Genomic DNA, 25,837 nt, shown 5'->3' with positions numbered 1-25,837 from the left:
CTTAGAACTTGAACAGCATGCCGAAGCGCATCTGTCCGTCGCGCACGCCGTCGTTGTCGCCCACGTCCATGATGGTCGCGAAGTCGAACTGCAGCATGTCCGAAATCATGAGGCCGAAACCGAAGTCCATCTCGTTACGCTTGCCGGTCTGGTCGTAGAGATAGCCGAGGCGGAGTGCGATGGTGTTCGAGTAGATGAATTCGGAACCGACGTTGAAGACGCCCTGCATGAGCGAGTTCTTGAACGCTTCGAATCCGTGACCTCCGCGTTCGGGATGCCCGATGGATTTCCAGCAACTGATGTAGAACGGTTCCGGGTTTCCCTTGTCGTCGTCGTAGACGACTTCGCGGTTGTAGTCCGCCGCGATAGTGAGCTTGTAGTCGGCGAGCGAAAGGATTTCGTACGAAAGGCCGAGGCGCCAAGTCAAGGGAATCGGGTCTTCGATGGTCTTGTCCACATAGTAGACGCTCGGACCGATATTCGCAAGGACAAGTGCGAAATTTAGTTTGTCTATGAACAAGTCTTTCTTGAGTACGCCGATGTCGAATGCATAGCCGAAGGTGGTCGCTTCTTCTTCGCCAGCGCCCGCTCCGGAACTCAGGTCGGAATAGAATAACTTGATGCTGAGGCCCAGGCCCCAGTTGTTCGGGAATCGCGTGCCATAGCTTACGCCGCCGACGATTTCGGAACTGTTGTAGGCTACGAGGTCGTCCATGTCGACATCGCCGGAAACGACTGTCGAACCGAAGCTCACGAAATTCACGAAGAACCCGAGCGTTCCCCATTCCGCAATGGGAATGGTCATGCCCCCGAAGAGGTGGTAGAGGTCGGGAATGTTGAGGACGGGCAAAAGCTTTTCGTAGAAGGCGACAAGCTGGTAGTCGGCGTCCTTGTAGAGTTCCATGCCGTTTGCTGTGCTGAACCAGACGTCTCCGCCCTGCGGCAGGACCTTCCAGACCTTGTTCGTGGAAAGGCCGTTGCCGGAATGGAAGTGGAGCCACTCGTCGTCCTTCTTGACGCTGCCTTCCTGTTCGGCGACTCCGCGTTCAAGTTCGGCCTTGCGTCCGCTTGCGGTCGCGTAGTCCGGCAGGTGGCGCCACACGCCCTTGTCGGTAGCAATCCAGATGTGTCCCTTCTGGTCGACGGAGATGTCGTTCACCACGTTCCCTTCGAATTTCACCTGTTCCCACTTGCGCAGGTTGAAGTGGCTTAGCCCCCCGTTATGCGCAGCCCATACATGGGCGGAACTGTCGACGGCGAGTGCGGTCGGGTGCAAGTCCATGATGCCGTCCTCTTCGTTGAAGAGGCTCCAGCGGTCCTTGTCGTTTACGCTCTTCTTGGGAACGAGCCTTGCGATGCCCGCTCCGTCGACTGCGACGAAAAGTTCCTTGCGGCTTTCCGACCACACGAGGTCGTTGATCTTTTGGCTCGGGAGCACCTTGCCCTTCTGTTCGAACTGGCCGTTACGGTAGAGGAAAAGTCCGTTGTCGGTGCCAATCCAGAGCGAGGCTCCCTGGTTTTCGAGCGCAGTGATGCGGTGGGAACCGAGTTCGCTCTCGTAGCTCTTCCAGGCCTTGCCGTCGAAGCGGTAGAGCGCCTTCGGGGTGCCCACCCAGAGCTTTTCGGTGCGGCTCTCGTAGAGGATGGCAGTAATCGTATCCTTCACGACGAGGTCCCAGGGAATCTTTACTTCCACGACGTGCGATTCGTCGTCGGCGTTCTTGATGTCGTTGAATTTCTTGACCTGGCGGGTGTATTCGTCGAGTCCGCGTTCGGTGCCCGCGAATACGCGCACGGCGTCTTTCACCTTCGCGTTGCCCTGGAGCGTGACGGTGTGGTAGTTGATCCACTGTTCGCCGTCGAACTTGAGAATCCCGTTCACGGTGCCGGCCCAGAGTTCGCTCTTGGAGAAGAACCCGTTCTTGGAACGGCTGGCCATGTTGGTGAAGTGCGGGGTCGTCTTGGCATCTGCCGGATACGAGACCTTCCATTCATCGGAAAGGGGGCCGAACGCAAGTCCTGCGGGGTTGTAGTACATGGCCGACGCGTCGTCGGCGAGGGCTGCTCCCACTTCGCCCATGCCCAGCTGGCGTGCGCCGACGGGCATTTCGAGCGTGATGATGGCAGAACCGGCCGCAAGGGCTATTGCGGGCGCTACGAAAAAGGCGAATAGTGCGGGTCTTAGGGAATTAAACAAGTTGCCTCCAGTCCGGGACATCGTAGGTGCTTCCGTGGGTGGGGACCACCGCCTTCCATCCGGACTTGCTGGGGTTTTCCCAGGGCTGCTTGGGCAGGAGCCTGCAGTCGCATCCGAGGACGTAGGGGGGTAGAATTTCTGCGTGGTTGCGGATTTGTTCGCGGGTGATGAAATTCTCCTCGTGGACGAATTTCACGTATTCCTTGCCCTTGGGGCCAAGTTCGATTCGGTAGGTGACGGTGCCGTTCTGGTCGCCTTCGTCGATAGTCTTGATGGTTTCCTCGATGCTCGCCTTCCATTGTTCCAGATATTGCTCGCGCTGTTCCGGGGTGAGCTGTTCCTGCGTTTCGAGCCAGGCACGGATGGAATTGTCCGAGGGCTTCACGGCGGTAATCGATTCGCGGGCGGGACGGACTACGACGGCGTACTTGCCGGAAACGTCGATGACCGGCTTCACCTCTTCCTTTTCGTCGGAGCTGTGGATGACCACGTAGGCGCCGATTCCTGCCAGGATGATGGACAGGATAATGATAACGATGACGATGATGACTGATAGCATAATCTTCCCGTTCTATATTGCAATTTCTCTTTTTTCAAAAAACTAGCATTTTTCTATCTTGTGGGGTAGGAGATTTTATGTCAAAATTGAAGATTTTTCTGATTCTTGGCTTGGCGTGCATGGCTTGGGCGGTTCCGTACAATGTGGAAGTGGTCAAAACCGGCGATGGCGACGAGATTCGTGCGGGCCAGCTGATCAAGGTGCACTACAAGGGTTTTCTCTATGCAGACGTGGCGGCAGATACGGTCAAGCTGGATTCTGCGGTAAAGGCGGCGCCGAAGGACACGTCCGTTGCGGATTCCGCTTCGGAAGAGCCGACCGCGACGGGCCCTGTTCCGTTTGCCGATACATACGCCAGCGGCGAACCTCTCGAATTCACGATTGGCGTGGGCCAGGTGATTTCTGGGTGGGACAAGGGCCTCCTCGGCATGAAGGTGGGCGAAGTCCGCAAGCTTACGGTTCCTTACACCATGGCGTATGGCGAAAATTCCCTCGAAGGAATTCCTCCCTATTCCGACCTCTACTTCGAAGTGGAACTGGTGGCTGCCGAAAAGCCCATGGAACCCGACGTGTTCCCTGCCGACGTGAACAAGATGAAGTGGCAGGACAAGGACAAGGGCCTCAAGATTTTTGAGGAGAAAGCCGGAACGGGCAAGCCTGCGATGGCCGGCTCGAACCTGAAGGTGCATTACACGGGCTGGCTCCTGAGTGGCCGCAAGTTCGGAAGTTCCAAGGATCTCGGCAAGCCTTTCGAGGTGGTGCTTGGCGCGGGCAAGATGATCAAGGGCTGGGAAATAGGCCTTGACGGCATGCGCGAAGGCGGCGTGCGCTGGCTGCGCGTGAGTCCGTCCATGGGCTATGGAGCCACCGCGTTTACGATGATTCCGCCGAACTCCACGCTCGTGTTCCGTGTCGAACTTGTTGAATCGATGGTCGATCCCGAGATTGCCGCCAAGATGGATTTCTTCCCCGATACGACGACGCTCTCTTTCGAGAACGGCTCCGAGGGTCTCCGCTATGCGGTCATCCAGCAGGGCGAAGGCGAACCTGCCAAGGCCGGTGCGAACGTGAAGGTGCATTACACGGGCTGGCTCACGAACGGATACAAGTTCGATAGCTCCCGCGACCGCGAACAGCCTTTCTCCTTCCCGCTTGGCGGCGGACGCGTTATCCGCGGATGGGACCTTGGCGTGGCGGGCATGCTCCCGGGTGAAAAGCGAATCCTCATGATTCCGCCCGGACTCGGTTACGGAAGCCGTGGCGCAGGTCCGATTCCAGGCGGCGCGACCCTCATTTTCGCGGTGGAGTACCTGGGCGAGTAATGTTCAAAATTCTGTTTGAAAAGCTGAAGGAAGCGTTCGCGTCCGTATTGCCTGTGACGCTGATTGTCCTTGTGCTTTCGTTCACGCCGCTCGTTGATTTTTCGCTCAAGGAGCTTGTCGTCTTTTGTGTGAGCGCTGTGTTCCTGGTAGTGGGAATCGGCCTTTTCAACCTGGGCGCCGACCTCGCCATGACGCCGATGGGCGAACAAGTGGGTTCGGGCCTTACCAAGTCGCGCAAGCTTTTGCTGCTCCTTTCGGTCTGCTTCGTGATGGGAGTGCTGATTACGGTTGCGGAACCTGACCTCTCCGTGCTTGCCGAGCAGGTGAAGAACGCCGTGGAACCTGTGCTCTTGATCGTGACGGTCGGCGTGGGTGTTGGGCTCTTCCTGCTCCTTGCCATCGTGAAGATTGTGTGGCGCAAGGACCTTTCTTCTATCATCATCTTTTTCTATATGGTGCTGTTCATGCTCGGAATGCTGATGCTTACCTTCGGCAAGGAGCAGTTCGTGCCGCTCGCCTTCGATTCCGGCGGCGTGACGACCGGCCCCATCACGGTGCCGTTCATCATGGCGCTCGGCGTGGGCGTCGCCGGCGCCATCGGCGGCAAGAATGCGAACGAGAACAGCTTCGGCCTAATCGCCCTCTGCTCCATCGGCCCCATCATCGCACTCATGGGCCTTGTGCTTTTTTCGAAGGGCGACCTCACGTACCAGCTCTCTCCGGCAAGCTATTCCATCGATGCGAACCTCGGCGAAAACTTTGTCCCGGCGCTTGCGGCAGTCGCCAAGGAAGTTCTCGTGGCGCTTGGACTCATTGTCGGATTCTTCATGGTACTGCAGTCCGTGGCGCTTAGGCTTTCGAAATCAAAACTCATGCAAATCGCTTTCGGCATCGGTTACACGTTTGTCGGTCTCGTCGTCTTCCTTACGGCGGTGACGGTCGGGTTCATGCCCATCGGTTTTGAACTCGGAATGGAGCTTGCGAAGTTGCCTCGTGCGCTGGTCGCATCCGGATTTGTAATCGGCATGGTGGTCGTGCTTGCGGAACCCGCTGTCCACGTGCTCAACAAGCAGGTCGAGGATATTACCGGTGGCCTCGTGAGCAAGCGTTCCATGCTCGTCGCGCTTTCGGTAGGTGTCGGACTTTCCATCGGGCTTTCGATGATCCGCATCATTGTAGGCTTCCCGATAATCTACTACCTCATTCCCGGTTACTTTATCTCGCTTGCGCTCTCGTTCTTTGTGCCCAAGCTCTACACGGCAATCGCCTTTGACTCGGGCGGCGTCGCGAGCGGTCCGCTTACGTCGAGCTTTATCCTTCCGCTTTCTATCGGCGCGTGCTCCGTGATTCACGATGGCGGACAGTCCGTGTTGAGCTATGCGTTCGGCATTGTGGCCATGGTCGCGATGACCCCGCTCATCACAATCCAGGTGCTTGGTTTCAAGGCTATCGCGACAAACAAGCTGAAGAACCGCATGATGATGCGCCGCATCCAGGACGCCGACGACGAGCAGATTATAGATTTTGTGTAGGTTGGAATATGGCTGAATCCAAGAGAACAGGAATCGCGAGAAGGTTTTACGGGAAGGCGGATGGACGTTCGCGTGTATCCATGAATCGTCTCAAGATTCTCGTTACCATCGTGAACCGTGCGAAGGCGGACTTCTACATGGACCATATCCAGTCCTTCGGGGTGAACATGCAGATGGTCGTGTTCGGCCATGGTACCGCCCCGCGCGAAATTGCGACGGCGATGGGTCTCGCGGATTCCGAACGCGCGGTCGTTTTCAGCGTTATCGGCGAAAACCACCTGCGCGCGGCCCTCGACAGCCTCGCCGAAAAATTCAACACGATTGCGGGGGGCAAGGGGATTGCCTACACCATCCCGATGTCGAGCATCATCGGCAAGTCCATCTTCAACTTCCTGAGCGACAACCGCGATGCGGTACGGAGGAACGAAAAATGAGCGGATTCAACCACGAAGTTATCCTGTGCATTGTGAATAACGGTTTCTCGGAGACCGTGATGGAAGCGGCGAAGGATGCCGGCGCGCGCGGAGGCACTATCCTGAATGCGCGCGGTACGGCGAACAAGGAGGCGGAATCGTTCTTCCACATCGCCATCCAGCCCGAAAAGGAAATCGTGATGATTCTCGTGGATGCAAAAATCAAGGATGCCGTGCTCCACGCCCTCTACCAGAAGGCGGGCCTCGACACGATGGGGCAGGGTATTGCTTTTTCGATACCCGTGGAAAATGTCGTCGGTCTTACGCCGTGGAAAACGGAACCGAAGGAAGGCGACAAGGCCGCGGAAAAGAAAGCGGATTAGTTATTATTTGTCCGTAGAAGTTTTTTATGCCGGATTGGCGAGGAGTACATTATGAAGTTGTATAAAAAGTTTGTCTTGGGCCTGCTTGCCTTTGCGTCCCTCATGATGCTCGGCTGTGCGAATCCGAATGCGGTTTCCATCCGCAAGCATTTCTGGCTGGGAGATTACTACGTGAAATCGCCGGTGCCCGAAGCCGTGGAAATCGACATCCCGTTCAACTTCGGCTATTATCAGGAGTGGGGCTATCGCTTCGAGGCCTTTTCCATGGAACAGAGGGTGTTCAAGGTGTCCCTGCAGCAGCACGGCGTCACGCTGAACTACCGCGGCATGCCTGCATCTTTCTTGGACAAGGATTCCACGTTCAACCCGCCCCCGATGGCGAATGCGGAAGCCTTCGTGAAATACTTCCTGCAATGGGACAGCGACTATTCGTTCAACACGTTCGATCCGCTGAAGGGCGGGAAGGTCGTTTCCGCTCGCTATGACACCGAGAAACAATTTGGCGTTATCAACATGGTTGGAGTGAAAGGCTACAGGGAGAGCGTGGGAGCCATGCTCACGGCGAACAACAACCTGTTTGTAGTCATGGCTAGTTCGTTTGCTGGCGCCGACCTCGAAACTTACGTCGTGCGTGCGATGAAGTCAATTTCGTTTGAGAAAAACTGATTCTAGGGGGAGCCCATGAACGTTCTCATCTATTTCCTGTTTGCCCTTTCCGGGTTCGCTGGCCTCATATACGAAGGTTCATGGGCGCGGTACCTCAAACTCTTTCTCGGGCATTCCAGTTACGGCCAGGTGCTTACGCTCTGCATCTACATGGGCGGGCTTGCCATAGGCAGCTTTGTCGCGGGCAAGATGGTCGAGAAGGTGAGGCGCCCGCTGCTCGGGTATGCCGCGGTGGAACTTGCCATCGGGATTGGCGGTGTGGCGTATCACCCGCTGTACAACGCGCTCACGGGATTCTTCTTCGATAGCGAATGGGTGGCGGGTCTCGGGTTCACGGGTGCGGAAATTGCAAAGATTGTGCTTGCCACGGGTTCGACGCTCCCGATTGCGATTGCGGTGGGCATGACCTTCCCGTTCATTGCTGCGGGTCTCATGCGCAAGAGCGGCGCGGAAGTCTCGCTCCCGATGCTCTACTTCACGAATAGTTTCGGTTCCGCTATCGGTATCCTGTTTACGAGCTACATGCTCATCCCGGTTCTCGGGAATCACGTTACCTTGTGTGTAGCCGCGTCCATAAACTTCCTGCTTGCCGCTATTTTCGGGTATATTGGGTTTACCACGACGCCGAACCACGAGGATGACGAGGATGAACTTCCAGGCGATGCCGCCGAGGGGGTAAGTGTTGCCCGCGAGCCCCTGAACGAGGACTACGCGGCAGAACACAAGCTTGCGATGCCCCCGAAGTCTACCTGGTTCTGGATTGCGGGTATCACCGGCCTCACATCGTTTGTCTATGAAATCGTGTGGATTCGCCTGCTGAGCCTCCTGATGGGGTCGTCGAGCCACAGCTTCGACCAGATGCTTTCGGCGTTCATTCTCGGGCTTGCCATAGGCAGTGCCGTCTCGGGCAAGCTTCTGAAGAAGGATTCCCTCGTCGTGCTCTCGATGGCGCAAATCCTGATGGCCTTCTTTGCGCTCTGCACGCTCTACTTCCACAAGCCGTTCTGGGAGATGATGAACGAGGCGAACCAGATATTCAACCCCACGAATGACGGTTACGTTTGCTGGAGCCTCTTCAAGTATGCGCTCTCCGTGCTGTGGATGGTTCCCACGAGCTTCTTTGCGGGCATGACGCTCCCGCTCATTACGATTATCCTCACGCGCGCCTTCAAGAGCGAAGCCCCGATCGGCAAGGTCTACGGCTGGAACACCGTCGGCTCGATTCTCGGTTCGGCTGGCGGCGGACTCCTGCTGCTCCCGCTGCTGCAGCTCAAGGGCGCCCTCGTGCTCGCCGCGGTTCTCGACTTCGCGATAGGCTTCGCGTTGCTTGTCGTTTATCGCAAGCGCTTTCGCTACAGCGTCGCGTTCTACGTGATTTGCGCCTTCATGGTGCTGCCCTCCATCTTCGTGAATTTCGACCCGCACCTGATTACCTCGGGCGCGTTCCGTGCCTACAAGAACCTCCATCCGGACGAGAAGATTATCGTACGCGACGGCAAGACGGCGACCATCAGTTTCCACGAATCCAACGTGCACTACTACATCAAGACGAACGGCAAGGCGGATGCGAGCCTCGGCAAGGACCGCTCGCGCCCCATCGAGGGTGACGAACTGACTCAGGCCGCGACCGCGTTCATGCCCATGGCCGTGAAGGATAAGCCCTACGATGCCGCGATGGTCGGCTTCGGAAGCGGCATGGGCGCACACTACCTGCTTGCCGACCCGCTCCTGAAGGATTTCGACTGCGTGGAAATCGAGCAGGAGATGATGGACCTCGCGAAAGGATTCTACCCGTGGAATTCCCGCGGTTACGATGACCCGCGCATCCATATCTACATCGACGACGCGCAGACGTTCTTCCTCACGAACCGCCGCAAGTACGACCTGATGATCAGCGTGCCCTCTAACCCGTGGGTCTCCGGCGTGGCAAGCCTCTTCAGTCACGAGTTCTACACCAAGATGCGTCGCTACATCAAGCCGGGCGGCCTGTGGGTGCAGTGGATCCAGACTTACGAGTTTAACGACCAGCTGTTCCTGAACATATTGAAGGCGCTCGATGTCGCGTTCCCGTACGTGAGCCTGTACAAGGCGCCGGAAGAACCCGACATCATCATTATCGCAAGCGACGAGCCCGTTTACCAGAAGGCGATTTCGCGCTTCAGCACCGACTCCACGCTCATGAAGGAATTCGAGCGCATCCACCGCGACCCGGAATTCTTCGGCGAACAGAACTTCCTGTTCACTTCCAAGATGGTGCAGTCGCTCATGGATGGTGTGGCTCCGAACAGCATCTTTACGCCGATGGTCGACAACAAGGCGGAGGAAGCCCGCTTCGTACATTCGCAGGCGCATATCGTGCAGGTGTTCGACAGCTGCGAAGTGTGCTGGCCCGAATACCTCGATTCCGCGGAGAACGCGCTGCGCCGCCCCGCCCGCGTGAAGCAGATGATGCAGAATGCGGTTGACCCTTACAAGCAGCTCGCGCTGAACGCCTACCTCGATGACGTGCAGGCGAAGCTCGATTCCGCGAGGGGATTTACGCACAGCGAGCCCGATTCCGTCTCGACGCTCTCGGCCATGCCGGCATTGCCGGCCGCTGCGGAATCTTCACCCCTGTGGGTCAAGTTCCGTGTCGACTATATCGAGTGGATCCGCGGGGTCCCGCTGGAAGCCCGCGATACGAACGAGGTCTACGTGAAGGTCCGCACGCTCGTGAACGAGGGTGCCTTCCCGTCATCGTTTGTCGACGAGTTCAACATCATGGAATGCGCCCGCACCAAGGATTACCAGACTGCGGCCCGCCTCGTTGCGGACTTCTACGAGAAGTACGAGATGAAGGCGATGGACGAGTTCTTCCTGCGCAATGCGCTGCTCATCGCGATGCTTGCGGGAGAGTCTGAACTTGCGAACGCCATCTACGTCGATGCCATCAAGGAACACGAAAGCTTCTTCCCGGTGGAAAAGTTCCTGATCGAACGTGAAATCGTGAAGCTGCGCCGTGCGGCGCTGAAACGGCAGGTCAGCCGCTAGAACATGAAGCTTGCGCCCGCGGTCACGTAGAACGTGAGGAAGTTCGAGTTTTCGAACGTGCGCTCGGCGTTGATGGTTGCGTTGAGAAGGTTCGTGAATCCTTGCGTCACGCGGAGGTTGAGGTGGACCCAGCGCGTAAGCATGTATCCGAAATCTGCGGTCCCGCCAATTTCAAAGCTGTTGGTCTTGATGGTGTTGTCGCGCCTGGTGTCATCGCCCGAATCCATGTTCTGGTTGAATTCGGAAGAGGAGGTGAGCGCAAGGCCGAGGTTCAGGCCGAGGCCGACGAAAATGTTGTAGTCGACAAAGGTGTAGCGCACGATGAGCGGGATTTCGAAGAGCATGATGTCGAGGCTTGCATCGTTGTCGCCGAAATCGGTGTCGATGGCGTATTTGTAATGCCGGTAGTTGAATACGAGTTCGGGCACCATGCTCAGGTTCTTGACGCCGAGCGGCATCTGGACCATGAGGCCTGCTGCACCCTGGTAGCCGATTGTCCAGCCTTCGGTCTCGCCGCCGAAGAACGTGTTGATGCCGGCGCTTCCGCGGACACCCAGCAGGATTGCGCGCGCGAAGCCTTCGGTGCGCTGGCGGTTGATTTCGGCCTTGGAAGTCTTCTCCTTGCGGTATTGCGCATATTCGGCGGCGTAATCTTCGTCGCCCGCGAATTCGCTTGCAGTGGAACCGTCGTAGGTCTCGTTTCCGGAACCGCTGTTGGATGTAGATTCGGAGGAGTCGTCGAATTCGTCGAAATCGACTGCAAATGCAGATGCCGAAGAGAGCAGCAGGGCGGAAACCAGGAAGGGGAGGACTTTCGATTGCATGCTAGAATAATAATAAATACGAAGTTGAACCTAGGTTAACCTGATAAATCTTTCGTGTAAAATAAAAATGTTTTCGCGAAAAAGACTCTGGCAAACTTTTTTTTACTAGGAAAGGCCCGTAGAAACCATGAAAATGGCTCCTTTTTGGGGCTTTTTGTTTCAAGTTTTGCTAGAGGAGGAAGGAGACGCCGACGGTCACGTGCAGGCCGTAAAGCGTGGTCTTCAGCATGCTCGTTTCGGCGATGACGTCTTCGTTCAGGAGGTTCGTGAAGTTCTGCAGGAACCTCACGTCGACGGCGACGTTTCTTGCGATGAAGTAGCCCAGGTCGACGATTCCGCCGAGTTCGATTCCGGCAGCGGGAAGCGTGTTGTCGTGGGGATCCTCTTCCTCGATGCCCTTCTTGGTATCGATTGTCTGCTTGAACGTGGAGACGTCGGTGAGCTTGAGCCCGAGGTCGAAGCCGAGCCCCACGAAGAAGTTGCCCTCGTTGATGGCGTAGCGCAGGATGACGGGTATTTCGAAGAGTGCGATGCTGATGGTGGCTTCGTCGCTTTCGCTGTAGTCGTCGTAGACGAATTCGGCTTCGTAGTTGTAGCGGCGGTAGCTGAAATCCAGTTCTACGACGGAGGATAGACCGCCGTTGCCGATGTTCATCTGCGCAATCAGGCCGCCGGTCACTTCGATACCCAGGTTCCAGTCTTCGGCGTTGTGACCGAAGGACTTGTTGATGCCCGCTCCAAGGCGGAATCCCAGTTCGATAGCCTTGGTGAAGCCTTCGCGGCTTGCGCGGGAGATGTCGGAATTCTCGTTGATGTAGCGGTCGTAGGTGTCGTCGTCCTCGTCGTCATTGTCGCTTGTGGTGGTGTTGTCCTTGCATTCGGGAAGCAGGGAATCAGCGGGGGTGCAGTCTTCTTCCTCGTCGTCGTTTTGGGCGACAGCCTTTGGCTGCTGAGGCTCGGGTTCTGCGCTGGGTTCTGCGTTGGCGTCCGTAACGGGTGCTTCGCTGACCGCTTCACCGCATCCATCCCCGATGCAGGAAGGCGCCTGTTCGTCATTCCCGTCGTTCATTTCGGTGCTGCCACCATTCTGCGAGGCAATCCACGCGGAATCGACCTCGGCTTCATATTCCTGAGCGGCGGCAAAGGAACAGAAAAATCCCAGAAAAACGATGACGATGGATGCCCTGAACGACTTCATGGCCCCAAATTTAAAAAAATAGGTGCCGGTATGAAAGGGCTTCCTGAAAATTCTCTGTTGTAAAAGATTGTTTTTTTCTAGATTTCCCGCTGAAAAAATTAAGGACATAAATCATGGCAAAGTACAATCCGCAAGAGATCGAAACCAAGTGGCAAGCCTACTGGGAAGAACATCAGACTTTCAAGACGGGCGAAGATAAGTCCAAGCCCAAGTATTACTGCCTGGACATGTTCCCGTACCCGAGTGGCGCAGGCCTCCATGTGGGTCACCCCGAAGGCTACACCGCAACAGACATCATCTGCCGCTACAAGAGAAGCCGCGGTTTCAACGTGTTGCACCCGATGGGTTGGGACGCTTTCGGCCTCCCTGCCGAACAGTACGCCATTCAGACCGGTACGCACCCGGCCATTACCACCAAGAAGAACTGCGACAATTTCCGCCGCCAGATCAAGCGCCTTGGCTTAAGCTACGACTGGAACAAGGAAGTCAACACCACCGACCCGAAGTATTACAAGTGGACGCAGTGGATTTTCAAGCGCCTTTACGGCACCTGGTTCGATGAAGACCAGCAGAAGGGCCGCCCCATCGAAGAACTCCCGATTCCTGCCGACGTCGAAGCAAAGGGCAAGGAAGAAGTCCGCAAGTACAAGGATTCTAAGCGCCTCGCTTACTACGCCGACGCTCAGGTGTGGTGGTGCAAGCATTGCAAGATTGTTTGCGCTAACGAAGAAGTCTTGAACGACGGCAGCCACGAAAAGTGCGGCACCAAGGAAGTCGAACGCCGTAACCTCAAGCAGTGGCTCATGCGCATTCCTCTGTATGGCGACCGCTTGCTGAAGGGCCTCGACAAGCTTGACTGGCCGCAGGGCGTGAAGGACATGCAGAAAAACTGGATCGGCAAGAGCTACGGTGCCGAAGTGGACTTCCCGATTGCCGACGCTAACGGCAAGCCGACCGACCGCAAGCTCCGCGTTTACACGACCCGTTGCGATACGCTGTTCGGTGCCACCTACATGGTCGTCGCCCCGGAACACGCGATGGTGCCGGAACTCACGACTGCCGAACAGAAGGCCGCCGTGGAAGAATACGTGCACGCCGCCGCTTTGAAGAGCGACCTCGACCGTACGGAACTTGCCAAGGAAAAGACCGGCGTGTTTACCGGTAGCTACGCCGTGAACCCGCTCACCGGCACCAAGATTCCGGTGTGGGTCGCCGACTACGTTCTGACCGGTTACGGCACCGGCGCCATCATGGCCGTGCCTGCTCACGATACCCGCGACTTCGATTTCGCGAAGAAGTTTAACCTGCCGGTTATCTGCATCATGGAACCCGATGCAAGCTGCCCCGAAGACGTTCGCCCGAAGGTTCTCGCAGGGGACGCCTGCTGGGCTGCCGACGGCACCTACATCAACAGCCAGAATGACACGCTTTGCCTGAACGGCCTCAACAAGAAGCAGGGCATCGCGAAGGTCATCGAATGGCTCGAAGCCAACAAGATCGGCAAGGCCACCGTGAACTACAAGCTCCGCGACTGGCTCTTCAGCCGCCAGCGCTACTGGGGCGAACCGTTCCCGATTATCCACTGGGAAGACGGCGAAATCTCTACCGTCGATGATTCTGAACTGCCGGTGCTGTTGCCGGAACTCAAGGACTACAAGCCGGGTGACGGCGGACAGTCTCCGCTCGCAAACGCCACCGAATGGCTCCAGGTCACGGACAAGAACGGCCGCAAGGGTATCCGCGAGACGAACACCATGCCGCAGTGGGCAGGCAGCTGCTGGTATTACCTGCGCTACATCGATGCCTGCAACGGCGACGCATTTGTTGCAAAGGAACTTGAAAAGTACTGGATGCCGGTGGACCTCTATGTGGGCGGTGCCGAACACGCCGTGCTCCACTTGCTCTACAGCCGCTTCTGGCACAAGGTGCTCTTTGACCTCGGCCTCGTCTCTACCGACGAACCGTTCCAGAAACTCTTCAACCAGGGCATGATTCTCGCCTTCGCTTACGAAGACGCCGCGGGCTCCAAGGTCCCGACCGACGAAGTGGAAGAGAAGAACGGCAAGTTCTTCAAGAAGGGAACCGACATCGAGCTCAAGCAGATCGTGGCGAAGATGAGCAAGTCCCTCAAGAACGTCGTGAACCCCGATGATGTGGTGCGCGACTACGGTGCCGATAGTCTTCGTTTGTACGAAATGTTCATGGGTCCGCTGGACGCCGTGAAGCCGTGGCAGACCAAGGGCATCGAAGGCATGAACCGCTTCCTCGGCCGCGCCTGGCGCTCTGTTGTGGGCGACAGCGATGAAGCTCCGGTCTTTGTGGATGAAACCGCTCCGGAAGCAATCGAGAAGGTGATGCACCAGACCGTCATCAAGGTCACGAGCGATATCGAGAACATGAGCTTCAACACCGCGATTAGCCAGCTGATGATCTTCAACAACGAAATGATGAAGATGGACAAGCGCTACCGCGAACCGTGCGAAACGTTCGTCAAGTTGTTGCACCCGTTTGCCCCGCACATCGCCGAAGAAATGTGGAGTATCCTCGGTCACAACGAATCGCTCACGAACGTCGCCTGGCCGGAAGCCGACCACTCCAAGGCTGTGGAAAACACCGTGGAAGTCGTGTTCCAGGTGAACGGCAAGGTCCGCGCCAAGGCATCTGTTGCCAAGGACATGGACAAGGCCGAACTTGAGAAGCTTGCGCTTGACAATGAACGAGTCAAGGAGTTTATGGCGGGCAAAACCGTCGTGAAGTCGATTGTTGTGCCCGGCAAGCTCGTGAACATCGTGGTGAAGTAACTAGAGTGTCATCCTGGAGCGTCTGTAAAGACGCGATAGGATCCATAAAAATTCAGACCGTAGCCTAACCGCTGCGGTCTTTTTTTTCACCCTCCGCAAAACATAAGCGACTCAGCAATCCCCACGAAAATCAGGAACGGAAGAACCTTCAACAACAGGGTAATGGCGCAGGCGTCTCCTGCGCCTTCTTCCTATTTCTTGAACAAATCGCTGTGCGAACCTGTTCGCGTCAGCGTCAATATGAGCGCATTGCCCGAAATTCTTTACTTGTCGAGAATGTCCTTAATCATTGCGTTTGCGTTCTTGTAGGATTTGGCCTTGCGTTTTCCTGACGCGATTTCGTTTGCTTCGGCCATGGCGGCGATGGTCTCGTCGTTGGGTGTGTCAAGGGCGATCTCGAACGGGATCTTGCGGAGACGGACGACCTGCTTCAAGAAAACGGTAATTGCCGTAGACATGTTCATCCCGAGCTGGTCGAACAGGGTTTCGGCTTGCGTTTTGAGCTTTGAATCGATTCTTGCGCTGATTGTATTCATTGTGGTTCCCATAAAGTGCTCCTTTTTTTACTAAAATTTATATAAAAGTTAGTAAAAGAGCAATACAGTGTATTAAGTTTTATCCGTTTTTACCCGCTACAGAACATTAAAGACGCGAAAATCCCCACGAAAATGAGTATTGGCAGCACTTTCAGCAGCAAGGTAATGGCGCAGGCGTCCCCTGCGTCACCAGCCCCGAAAAGAGCCGATATGTCCCCAAAGGGGACCATAGCTACTAAACAGCAAAGCTGCAAGTAGCTGGAGGCCTAGCACGATAAGGAAAGTTACCAGCATAGAACCTCGCTCCCTATAAATATATAAACGAGGGGATGTCATAATATGACATAGGCTGTTTTTTGAAAAAAGAAAACCCCGACTCGTTAGAGCCGGGGCAATTTCTTTATGGATTGCTTCGGGACTGGCGCCCCTCGCAATGACGAAGAAGCAGCTTATGCCTGCTTATAGCTCTCCATCGCTTCCACGCTCAAGCTCTTCACGAAGTTGTAGTGCTTGGCGACTTCGGCTTCGGCGAGGTTCAGGTACACCTTCATGCTCTTGTCGAACAGTTCCGGTGCCTTGGAGGCGTCGCGGAGCATGAGCTGGCTCATCACGCAGTTGGCTGCGAGTTCGTAGAGGTGGCGGCTGCAGAGGTCGGTGAACTCGTTGTTGTTCGCTGCCTTCACAACTTCGATGGCTTCGTTGAACTTCGCGTCCATGGCCTTAGCGCGGGCCTTGAGGCTCTCGTATTCGGCGGCCACTTCGCCCGCTTCCAGTTCCTCGAGCATCTGGCTGTAGGTACCGGTGGTGATGTGCGGGAGGGCGGCAACCGTCTGCAACTGCGTCGTGCCTTCGTAAATGGAGGTGATGCGTGCATCGCGGTAGAGGCGCTGGCAAGCGTATTCGAGCATGTAGCCCGAACCGCCGTGCACCTGGATGCTGTCGTAGGCGTTCAGGTTGGCGTATTCGGAGTTCATGCCCTTGGCGAGTGGAGTGCATTCGCTGGACATATGCTATGACGTCGCGGGCTACAAGTTTACCATTCGTTCTAGCTTCGACATGATGATGGACCCGGATTCCGGCGACATCATTCTTAAGCTACAAAACGACAGCGTCAAGACCACCAAAAGCTGATGGGAACATGCCGCTTGCTCTGAAAAATGAACCGTCAATTTATAATGGGTTGCCCGCGAAAGGGCAACCTTTTGTATATTTTGTATGTAAACTGAAATAGGAGGATAGAATGGTGAAAAAATTTTTGATGGCGGGCATTGCGGCGTGCCTGTTTGCCGCTTGCGATGAATCAACTTCGTCACAGGCTCCGGAACAGGAAGAAGTTGTTGCGGTGGAAAGTTCGTCGGGGGATGACTCGATCGTTTCGTCATCGGGAACAGAAAGCTCTTCGTCGGAAAATGTGGCTGGTTCCTCGGCGACGGATCCCGCTGCAAGTTCTTCGTCCCAGGAGGCACAGACGAGTTCCGCATCGCAGGAACAGGCGACCAGTTCTGCAACGGCCGCCCCTGAAAGTTCCTCTTCCGAAGAATCCAAATTGCCGCAGTATGACAAGTTGCCTTTCGATACCACGGGCGTAAAACCGGACGTGTACGACTTTGTACCTGTTGATACGGGCGCAAAGCAAGAAACGTACAAGTATGAACCGATTGATGAATCGTACTATACATCGTATGGCGAAAACGCGAAGAATATCCGCTGGGTATATCCGAGAGACTATGAAGGATACTGCTATATCATAGATGAACCGAACGGGGAGTATGGTGGCGGATTCATGTCTACGTCGGCCTATTTGGAAAGGGTCGTCATTGTTCAGGATGATTCGCTGCTATATGCCGATTTGTACGAATGCTCCGACTATGTCTGGGACGGTTGCCGTAACTCCAAGGATGCCTACCTGGCAAAAATCAAGGTCGGCGATGACGTCTATTATTACAGGGAATTTGAAGATGAGCTAAAGCTTGTGCAGCTGACGGATTCTACGGTGTCCGAATGGACTGTCAAGAATCCAACCTATGTTGCGCCTGTTGTCGAATCGCATAGCGGCTGGCCGAAGAGCATGTTTGCAGACGATGCCTTGGTAACATTTGTCGGCGACGATCCCAATTCCGACTACGCCGATACACTGTACATCGAGAAGTACAATGTGAAAATTACAGACGGCGAAAATACATGGATCTTTGAAAACGATACATGCACGGAACGGGGATATTCTCCTGCCTCCGACCTGAGCGCAAGTGAATCCTGCAGCGGGTATATCAAATACCACAACGAATCGAAAGCGTGCATCAAGCGCAATCTGGGCACTGCGTCCTTTGTCAGGCTGTGCCGCCCGCAAAAAGACGTGTATGCAAGCTGGAAAGTCTGGTGCATTCTGGATCAAGAAAAACCGGACTGATTTTAAATAGTGCTTGAATGGGGGAAGTATCCCCCTCGCTTCAGGCCCGGCCAAAATCCCAAAGGTCAGTGAGCCTGCCGAACCGCCGAAGGGCCGGGTCTTCCGCTACCCTCTCTCCTAGGGGTCAAACCCCTAAGACCCCGAAGTGGTAAAATGCAGCTTTCTATTTCACCATCGCAAGTACCTGCTCCTTGGTGACGAAGTTCAGTACTGAAAATGCCGTCATTTGATTACCTAAATCCTTGAACGACGCCCCTACATGATAAACTACGTCATCGACGATGACGAAACGGTCGTGGACTTCGCGCATGTTCTCCAAGTGGACCGTCGGAAATTGCCGATTCAGCCGTGCCTCTTCCTCTCTCATAGCGTGAGTGATTCTAGCGGAATAGATCGTCGCATTCACACCCTTGGCGCGTTTTGCCATAAGCGAAAGAACCATGTCGTTGGCATACGGGTCAATGATGACGATTTCCTTTTTTGCGGAACGCACCAACTGCACTGCGAATTCGTAGCCGCTCCAGTGCGCATGTGCAGGCAACAAACCTTCGCTTGGCGGCAAGTTCGTCTTCACGAAAAAATCCACTTGCTTTTCGAGATTGATTATGCGGGAATCATGGTTCTCCAGCTTGTTTTCGTGAGATATCAGCCGTTGGTTGATGCTGCAACCCCTTAGCAAATGCTCTTTAAGTACTTGATTTGCCCATTGACGGAAACGTGTTCCTTGAATAGACTTTACGCGATAGCCGACTGAAATGATAACATCAAGATTGTAAATCTTCGTTTTGTACTTTTTCCCGTCATTTGCAGTTAGTAAGGATTCCTTACATACTGAATTGGCGTCCAATTCGTGTTCTTGGAAAATATTCTTGATATGGAGGGTGATATTGTTTCGCGTGCTGTTGAACAATTCTGCCATCTGCGCCTGCGTGAGCCATACGGTCTCATTTTCAACACGGACTTCGATATGAAATTCTCCGCCCTCCGGCTGGTACACGACAATCTCATTTTTGCCTGCAACAGGCTGCACATCTTTACTCATCTTTCGCTCCTGCCCGCAAACATGCTTGAAATTGCGGGTCTTTTTTTCTGCAGTTCAAATATATATTCTTTAAATGTCATATTATGACAGTTGGATGAAATTGTGATTTTTTTTCAGTTTTGGGAAAGCTTATGCAAAGGGGAGGGCTCGCTCCAGGCTCGGTCAAGGTCCCTGAGCCTGCCAAAGGGCCGGGTCTTCCGCGCACCCCCACTGCGGGGCTCAGACGCCGCCCCGCAACGCCTGGCTTACCCTGCCTGCCCTATGATGCTAGAAAACTTAAACTCGCGATAAAAAAAGAGGCCACTTAAGCCCCAAGGGTGTGCCACTTAGCAGGAAAAAAGGATATATTTCAACTTAACTGGTAATGAATATGGTCGTTCATAAACCCACTATAAAAAACTACAAATCCAATAAAAAAATGTTTTCCAAGCCCTTTAAATTCCTCCTTCTAATGTTTATCGCGACAGTCTCCTTGACGGCTTGTGGCGATGACGGAGCATCATCAACCTCTTCAAAAAACGAGGATTCTGCAGAACTTCCGCAGGATAGCCTTGCGGAGGACCGTTACAGCAGTTCGGAAGACGTTTATCCAAGCGACAGACAATCCTCTGATTCCACCTTGATAAGTTCCTGTTCTGCTCAGGATAGTTCTAGCAGTGCCGGAAATGATGTTCAAAGTTCGTCATCCACGGACGAGTCGTCCAGTACAGACAGTTCAGAAACTTCTTCATCATCCGATGGCGAAGACAAGCCAGGGAGCGTCACAAAAGTCGCATGGCAGTACCTTAACCCATCAATCAAATACGGAGAATTTACCGATGAACGCGATGGACAGGTATACAAGACCGTAGTAATTGGTGATCAAACTTGGATGGCCGAGAACCTAAACTACGACTATAACTATGGTTCTGCAAGAAGCTTGTGCTACAATCTAACTGCAGACAGCTGCGAAAAATATGGTCGTCTTTATACTTGGGCTGCAGCAATTGATTCCGCAGAAATATTCAGCGCGATGAGAACGACACCATTTAGGACTGCGGAAATGGGTTTTGTTAGAGGAATCTGTCCAGAAGGATGGCGTTTGCCGAGCAATTATGACTGGAGAACCCTGTCTGAACTTGTTGGAATTACATATACTGGCGGTTCTGCATCTTCAGCTGGACGTGGAAAGCTTTTGTCAGCAAATGCATGGTCTGTTAGTAGCAACGCAACAGATGTTTTTGGCTTATCAATTCTTCCTTCAGGATATTCATTAGGTATTGATTCGATGTTTTACCCTGCCACGACCAGGTTCCATTCAAGCACCGAACTTACCACCCTTCCCTCCCATCATTACAGTTACATAACCTATACCGTGAGTGGTTATCATCCTATGTACGTCAATCTTCCTATGCTCCCAAAGGATTGTGGAATTTCAATCCGGTGTGTAAAGGACAATAAAACCATTCCAGCGATAATTCAAAATCAGACAATTGTTGATAGTAGCGTGTATGATGCCGTAGCAAACAAACTTACGGATCTCCGCGACAACAAGGAGTACAGAACAACCACAATCGGCGATCAAGTATGGATGGCCGAGAACTTGAACTACGCTTATAACATAGGTTCTGCCCAAAGTTACTGCATGGAACACGATCATCGCTATTGTGATAAGTTCGGACGACTATACCTGTGGAGCGCGGCAATGGATTCCGCAGCGATTTTCAGCGAAACAGGTAAAGGTTGTGGGTATGGTACGACATGTGGAGATGCGGCATCCTTCGATGCTGGCTACAAGGTACGAGGCGTTTGTCCCTCCGGTTGGAGGTTGCCAAATCGTAAAGACTGGAATGCATTAGTTAAATTCCTAGGTAATTCGGGCGGTTCAAAATTGCGTTCAACCAGCGGTTGGTACGTAAGTGATGATATCGACGGCAACGGTACGGATGACTTTGGATTTAATGCAATTCCTACAGGACATTGCGTGAACGACGGATCCTTCACCCTTTCCAACTATGATGCGTCATATTGGAGTAGCGAGGAAGAAGATGATGACGTGTGGGCGAGTTTTATTTCCCTATCCTACAATGATGATGAAATAACATTTCCTGTGATTGGAAAAAGAATTGCAAGTTCTGTCCGCTGTATAAAAGAATAAAAGTTCCTTATTTTAAAATGGACTGCTTAAGCCAAGACTTGTATTAACAAGTTCATTAAAGTTGTCACTTCTACACAGACTTTGGGGCCTTCTAGATCGTTTCTAGGGCGAGCTTGAACTTTGCGATGAGCAACTTTGTCTCGGGGACGAAGCGGGAGCCGCGGGACTTGCGTTCGTGGGAAAACTCGTTCATACGCTTGGAAAAGTCGCTGTCGCAGACCTTGTTGGATCATGCAGGAGTTAATAAGAGGGTAGCATAAGCTATTATATTTATTGCCCCCCCAAAAAAAGGTAAAACAATGGCAATAATCTATAACCGAGGCATAGATTTTTCTGTAAAAAACAACTACAACTCCGAGACAAGGGGAAGATCTACAGGCGGAACTTCAAGGGCCTTGAAGACGTGCGGGTGGCCGTTTTCAAGTACATTGAGCTATTCTACAACTGGAAGCGGCTCCACGGTTCGCTGGGGTACATGACTCCGGTTGTATAGGCTTAAAAAGGAGGTCGCTTAGGCCAAAAGGGTATAACCACTTAGCAGGAAAAAGGATATATTTTAACTTAACCGGTAATGAACATGGTCGTTCATGAACCCTCTATAAAAAACTACAAATCCAAACTGGATATGGATGATGAAATTAGTAAGAATAGTGATTGTTCTTCTTACGGTTGGCCTTGCAATCTACATTGGTATGGGAATGCTTGAGGTTTTTCCGAGTTTGTCTCCTTTGCCTTTGTGGCTGGAGGGAATTGTTGCATTTCTATCACTTCTTCTCGGTATTGTCCTAGGCTATGGAGCGTTCAATCTCCATAATAAAAAGCAAGAAATTATCAGTGAAAGGAATGAAGAAGAGGTAAAACGACGTTGTGGAGGTGTTTATGATTTATTGAATCTAAAAAGCGATTCTTCCCGTGGAATCGAATGCGTGGATTTTTCGAACTCTTTCGGTGATTTATTCAATGATGACATAAAGTTTGAAAAGAGATCCGGTCAGGAAATAGCGAATCTTTGCAAAATAGACGAAGAAATTCATATAGACAATACTGTAATTGACGCTGGCAAAGAACTTGTCATATCAAGAAAAAATCGTGTAATCGTGAAACGTTGTATAGTGTTAGGTGCTTTGACTATTGATGATAACAACTGTAATTCGAGTATTCTTATTTCAGATTGTTTGTTTTTTGGCAAATTGACCATAAGAGGAACGACTCTGAATAATCATGATTGCTCCTTGTCTGTTGAAAAAGTCTTTGCGGATCAAATTGACATTTCAGGGGTTGTGTCCAATTTGAAGATGCGCTCGGTTTCGTCTGGTTCGCTAAATTTTGTTATGGCTGACGTTAAACGCTCTGATTTGAGAATGTGCAAATTTTCATCGCTGCGATTAGTTTGCTCAAGTCTCGACTTTGAATTTAATGCAAGTCTTGCTTTAAACGTAAAAAATACCTTGCGTGAAAAATTGGTGAAAAAATGGACACCTGTAAAATTAGTTATGGTTGAATTTCAAACTGCGAAAAAAAACTATAGAGACGTAATGAACTTGCTGATTGATGGCGATCAGTTTAAGTCAGTAAATGATAGAGCAACCCTGATTTACTATAGAAATAAAATGGACTTGAATGGTTTCATGAAGTTTTTTTACGTTATTCTTGGTGGAATGATTGAACCAAGGTTCGTATTCGTTTGGATGTTTGTAGTTTTGTGTTTATTTGGGGGCATATATTATTTTTTGGATGACCCTTTTGTTGCTGAATGTATTAATGCGACAGGAAACTGCAGCCGGAGCGCAAATGGAATTGGAGAATCGATTTATTTTTCAATTATAACGCTAACCACTGTTGGCTACGGAGATTTAACTCCGTGTTCTTACGCTCGTTTTTGGGCTTCTTTAGAAGGCATTTTAGGCATTCTGTTAGGTGGTGCTTTTTTGATAGCCGTGTCACGAAAATATTTTGATCGATTTAACGATTTGTAATTTTATTTTAGAAATAACATAAGAAACATTGCCTTGAGGTGAACTGAACCCCAAAAGTTGGACACAACTATGAGGTTCTCATGAACGATAAACTATTAGAATGGCAAAAGGTCATTGACCTATATAAAGAAGGTCTTACTCCAAAAGAAATATCCAGAAAAGTGTCGTTTGATGTTCGCGACATATGTCACAAGTGTCGCGAATTTGAGATTTTGGGGCGACTAGTAGAGCCGAAAAAATGTACATTCCGTGCATCGAATGCATTGAAGCAGAAAGCCATAGAAGCCATCGTTGTTAAATCGCAGCCATATTATGAAGTAACCGCAAAATATGGTATTAGCAGAAAATCACTAATGGACTGGGTTCGCAGGTTTCGTCATGGAGGATACGACGAACTGCTTGCAATAAAACCAAGAGGAAGACCCCGAAAAATGTCAAAAAGCACGTCAAGGATTTCAAAAGGGAAAAGTGAAATCGATCGACTTAAAGAAGAAAATGAATACTTGAAAGCGGAGAACGCCTACTTAAAAAAATTGAAGGCCCTAGACCAAGAAGATGCCGGGATGTTCGGTATAGGGCCGAAATCGTCCGGGAATTAACAAATGAATATGCCCTCAAGTATCTTCTGAAGGCCAGCGGACTATCGCGTTCTACATACTACTATAACCTCCGTAGAAAACCGGACCGCTATGCGGAAGAACGTATCCGAATCAGGTCTGTTCATGCGGCAAACAAGGGACGTTACGGCTACCGCAGGATAGACGCGCAACTCAGAAATGAGGGCTACACGATCAACCACAAGACTATTTGCAGAATTATGAGAGAAGAAAATCTGAAAAACATCCGTAAACGCTGCAAGTACCGTTCGTACAAGGGCGAAATTGGGAAAACTGCGCCGAATAGGCTCAATCGCAACTTCAACCCAAAGGCTCCCGACAGGAAGTGGACAACCGATGTGACACAGATAAATATTGGCGTGAACAAATGCTATTTATCGCCCATACTAGATATGTACAATGGCGAGATAATCTGCTACACGATTTCCAACCATCCGGATCTCAAGATGGTTATGAATATGCTTGACAAGGCGTACTCCTTAAAACGTAAATGGAAAGGGCTAATTCTACATTCCGACCAAGGGTGGCATTATCAACATGTAAAATACCAGAAATCATTACGAGAGCATGGAATTATTCAAAGTATGAGTCGTAAAGGAAATTGTCTTGATAACGCCATGATGGAGAACTTCTTTGGAATAATGAAAACTGAATTTCTCTATCCGAATACATTTCGTGATATAGGTCATTTCAAGCGGGAATTAAAAAAATACATCGAATACTATAACAATGATCGGATAAAGCTTCGCTTAAATGGAATGAGTCCGGTTCAATACCGAACTCATAACGGAGTTTTATCCTAAATTTTAATTGTCCAATTTTTGGGGTTCACATCACAAGGCCGGGGGGAGGCGGACTTTTTTTTGACAGATTAGTTAGGTTAAATTTAGACTTTTTCCGTAGTCATCAGGGGTCATTTCACCAAGATTCATCTATATTCTATCCTTGCAGAACCATTCCAAATAATCATTCAACTCTTTTTTAAATTCGTTTTTGGTAACACCTGCTGTAAGCTTTCCCATAATCGGAAGACCTTTAGATGAAGTGCTTTCTGATTTGAAAAAACAGTTCGTGTGATGGTTTACAAGGAGTCTATAGAAAAAGACCTCGGTTCATCACCGAGGCCTTTAATTTTATGGATTCTATCGCAGCGGCCCTTCGACAGGCTCAGGGACCTTGCTCCAGAATGACTTCTTACGCCTTCCTGTAGCTCTCCATCGCTTCCACATCCACGCTCTTCACGAAGTTGTAGTGCTTGGCGACTTCGGCTTCGGCGAGGTTCAGGTACACCTTCATGCTCTTTTCGAACAGTTCCGGTGCCTTGGTAGCGTCGCGGAGGAGCAACTGGCTCATCACGCAGTTGGCTGCGAGTTCGTACAAGTGACGGCTGCAGAGGTCGGTGAACTCGTTGTTGTTCGCGGCCTTCACAACTTCGATTGCCTCGTTGAACTTCGCGTCCATGGCCTTCGCACGGGCCTTGAGGCTCTCGTATTCGGCGGCCACTTCGCCCGCTTCCAGTTCCTCGAGCATCTGGCTGTAGGTGCCGGTGGTGATGTGCGGGAGGGCGGCAACCGTCTGCAACTGCGTCGTACCTTCGTAAATCGAAGTGATACGAGCGTCGCGGTAGAGGCGCTGGCAAGCGTATTCGAGCATGTAGCCGGAACCGCCGTGCACCTGGATGCTGTCGTAGGCGTTCAGGTTCGCGTATTCGGAGTTCATGCCCTTCGCAAGCGGCGTGCAAGCAGAGGCGAGCTTCTGGTAGAGCTTGAGTTCTGCCTTCTCCTCGTCAGTGAGCTTGCGGGTGCGCTCGATGTCCTCGAGTCCCTTGTAGATGTCCACGTAGCGGGCTGTCTGGTACAGGAGTGCGCGGCCTGCGTCGAGGCGTGCCTTGATGTTGGAAATCATCTCATAGACGGCGGGGAAGTTCACGATGGCCTGGCCGAACTGCTTGCGGTCCTTGGCGTAGGCGAGGGCTTCGTTGTATGCCATCTGGCTGATGCCCACGGACTGTGCGGCAATGCCGAGGCGGGCGCCGTTCATGAGTGCCATCACGTACTTGATGAGGCCGAACTTGCGGCGGCCACAGAGCTCAGCCTTCGCGTTCTTATAGACAAGTTCGCAGGTCGGGCTTCCGTGGATGCCGAGCTTGTTCTCGATGCGGCGCACGTTCACGCCGCCGTCGCGCTTGTCGTAGATG

22 protein-coding genes are annotated in these 25,837 nt (G+C 52.4%); 14 read left to right on the top strand and 8 right to left on the bottom strand.

The features are described from left to right. Position 1: 1 nt before the first annotated feature. Positions 2-2,197 carry a PorV/PorQ family protein gene (locus B2952_RS12015; protein ID WP_290727774.1) on the bottom strand — a complete coding sequence of 732 codons (2,196 nt, stop codon included), beginning with the start codon at positions 2,195-2,197 and terminating at the stop codon, positions 2-4. Next, a complete protein-coding gene (locus tag B2952_RS12010) occupies positions 2,190-2,756 on the bottom strand; it encodes a hypothetical protein (protein WP_173366397.1) in 567 nt (188 codons plus the stop codon). The genes B2952_RS12015 and B2952_RS12010 overlap by 8 nt, the downstream gene beginning before the upstream one ends. 77 nt (positions 2,757-2,833) lie before the next feature. Between B2952_RS12010 and B2952_RS12005 the strand changes: the two genes are divergently transcribed. The 6 genes from B2952_RS12005 to B2952_RS11980 are packed head-to-tail and all read left to right on the top strand — an operon-like array spanning position 2,834 to position 10,102. Then, positions 2,834-4,078, top strand: a complete 1,245-nt coding sequence (locus B2952_RS12005) for an FKBP-type peptidyl-prolyl cis-trans isomerase (protein ID WP_173366396.1) — start codon at positions 2,834-2,836, stop codon at positions 4,076-4,078. Beyond that, a complete protein-coding gene (locus B2952_RS12000) occupies positions 4,078-5,610 on the top strand; it encodes a DUF1538 domain-containing protein (RefSeq protein WP_290727770.1) in 1,533 nt (510 codons plus the stop codon). The genes B2952_RS12005 and B2952_RS12000 overlap by 1 nt, the downstream gene beginning before the upstream one ends. An 8-nt stretch (positions 5,611-5,618) precedes the next feature. Beyond that, positions 5,619-6,044: a hypothetical protein gene (locus tag B2952_RS11995; protein ID WP_290734155.1), complete on the top strand. Its 426-nt coding sequence runs from the start codon at positions 5,619-5,621 to the stop codon at positions 6,042-6,044. Beyond that, complete coding sequence (locus B2952_RS11990; RefSeq protein WP_173366393.1) at positions 6,041-6,406, top strand: P-II family nitrogen regulator; 366 nt, start codon at positions 6,041-6,043, stop codon at positions 6,404-6,406. Before B2952_RS11995 ends, B2952_RS11990 begins: the two co-directional genes overlap by 4 nt. 51 nt (positions 6,407-6,457) lie before the next feature. Further along, the gene (locus B2952_RS11985) at positions 6,458-7,072 is read left to right on the top strand and encodes a hypothetical protein (RefSeq protein WP_173380961.1); all 615 of its coding nucleotides are present in this window, start codon (positions 6,458-6,460) and stop codon (positions 7,070-7,072) included. A gap of 15 nt (positions 7,073-7,087) precedes the next feature. Next, positions 7,088-10,102, top strand: a complete 3,015-nt coding sequence (locus B2952_RS11980; protein ID WP_290734157.1) for a fused MFS/spermidine synthase — start codon at positions 7,088-7,090, stop codon at positions 10,100-10,102. Here B2952_RS11980 and B2952_RS11975 read toward each other — a convergent pair. Both B2952_RS11975 and B2952_RS11970 read right to left on the bottom strand, forming a co-directional pair. Continuing rightward, positions 10,099-10,926, bottom strand: a complete 828-nt coding sequence (locus tag B2952_RS11975; protein ID WP_290727766.1) for an outer membrane beta-barrel protein — start codon at positions 10,924-10,926, stop codon at positions 10,099-10,101. The genes B2952_RS11980 and B2952_RS11975 overlap by 4 nt on opposite strands. A 169-nt stretch (positions 10,927-11,095) precedes the next feature. Further along, complete coding sequence (locus B2952_RS11970) at positions 11,096-12,124, bottom strand: porin family protein (RefSeq protein WP_290734159.1); 1,029 nt, start codon at positions 12,122-12,124, stop codon at positions 11,096-11,098. 113 nt (positions 12,125-12,237) lie between these two features. Between B2952_RS11970 and leuS the strand changes: the two genes are divergently transcribed. Then, the gene (gene leuS / locus B2952_RS11965) at positions 12,238-14,925 is read left to right on the top strand and encodes a leucine--tRNA ligase (RefSeq protein WP_290734161.1); all 2,688 of its coding nucleotides are present in this window, start codon (positions 12,238-12,240) and stop codon (positions 14,923-14,925) included. Positions 14,926-15,188: 263 nt separating this feature from the next. Here the strand turns inward: leuS and B2952_RS11960 are convergent, their stop codons facing one another. Next, positions 15,189-15,473, bottom strand: coding sequence for a type II toxin-antitoxin system RelB/DinJ family antitoxin (locus B2952_RS11960; RefSeq protein WP_173382996.1), 285 nt, complete (start codon positions 15,471-15,473; stop codon positions 15,189-15,191). A gap of 437 nt (positions 15,474-15,910) precedes the next feature. Beyond that, positions 15,911-16,435: an acyl-CoA dehydrogenase family protein gene (locus B2952_RS11955; RefSeq protein ID WP_290727760.1), complete on the bottom strand. Its 525-nt coding sequence runs from the start codon at positions 16,433-16,435 to the stop codon at positions 15,911-15,913. Between B2952_RS11955 and B2952_RS11950 the strand changes: the two genes are divergently transcribed. Next, a complete protein-coding gene (locus B2952_RS11950; RefSeq protein ID WP_173366281.1) occupies positions 16,434-16,592 on the top strand; it encodes a hypothetical protein in 159 nt (52 codons plus the stop codon). The two genes, B2952_RS11955 and B2952_RS11950, sit on opposite strands and share 2 nt — an antisense overlap. 109 nt (positions 16,593-16,701) lie before the next feature. Next, positions 16,702-17,868, top strand: coding sequence for a hypothetical protein (locus B2952_RS11945; protein WP_290727757.1), 1,167 nt, complete (start codon positions 16,702-16,704; stop codon positions 17,866-17,868). A gap of 163 nt (positions 17,869-18,031) precedes the next feature. Here the strand turns inward: B2952_RS11945 and rhuM are convergent, their stop codons facing one another. After that, the gene (gene rhuM / locus B2952_RS11940) at positions 18,032-18,910 is read right to left on the bottom strand and encodes a virulence RhuM family protein (protein ID WP_290725757.1); all 879 of its coding nucleotides are present in this window, start codon (positions 18,908-18,910) and stop codon (positions 18,032-18,034) included. A gap of 364 nt (positions 18,911-19,274) precedes the next feature. Between rhuM and B2952_RS11935 the strand changes: the two genes are divergently transcribed. The 5 genes from B2952_RS11935 to B2952_RS11920 all read left to right on the top strand — a co-directional run bounded on the left by B2952_RS11935 (position 19,275) and on the right by B2952_RS11920 (position 24,443). Beyond that, positions 19,275-21,047, top strand: coding sequence for an FISUMP domain-containing protein (locus B2952_RS11935; protein WP_290727755.1), 1,773 nt, complete (start codon positions 19,275-19,277; stop codon positions 21,045-21,047). 370 nt (positions 21,048-21,417) lie between these two features. Further along, on the top strand, positions 21,418-21,540 hold the full coding sequence (locus B2952_RS14220; protein WP_367280926.1) for an IS3 family transposase: 123 nt from the start codon (positions 21,418-21,420) through the stop codon (positions 21,538-21,540). A 136-nt stretch (positions 21,541-21,676) separates the two neighbouring features. Then, on the top strand, positions 21,677-23,023 hold the full coding sequence (locus B2952_RS11930) for a potassium channel family protein (RefSeq protein ID WP_290727752.1): 1,347 nt from the start codon (positions 21,677-21,679) through the stop codon (positions 23,021-23,023). A gap of 80 nt (positions 23,024-23,103) precedes the next feature. Next, positions 23,104-23,622 carry a helix-turn-helix domain-containing protein gene (locus tag B2952_RS11925; RefSeq protein WP_290727750.1) on the top strand — a complete coding sequence of 173 codons (519 nt, stop codon included), beginning with the start codon at positions 23,104-23,106 and terminating at the stop codon, positions 23,620-23,622. Next, positions 23,523-24,443 carry an IS3 family transposase gene (locus B2952_RS11920; protein WP_349678380.1) on the top strand — a complete coding sequence of 307 codons (921 nt, stop codon included), beginning with the start codon at positions 23,523-23,525 and terminating at the stop codon, positions 24,441-24,443. Before B2952_RS11925 ends, B2952_RS11920 begins: the two co-directional genes overlap by 100 nt. 391 nt (positions 24,444-24,834) lie before the next feature. Here the strand turns inward: B2952_RS11920 and B2952_RS11915 are convergent. After that, the coding region (locus B2952_RS11915; RefSeq protein WP_290781631.1) for an acyl-CoA dehydrogenase family protein at positions 24,835-25,837 on the bottom strand (1,003 nt) is incomplete at its 5' end.

The organism is Fibrobacter sp. UBA7003 (genome assembly GCA_002449765.1).
Classification (GTDB): domain Bacteria; phylum Fibrobacterota; class Fibrobacteria; order Fibrobacterales; family Fibrobacteraceae; genus Fibrobacter.
The sequence above is the reverse complement of the archived record's forward strand: the minus strand, read 5'-3'. Positions and strand labels throughout refer to the sequence as shown.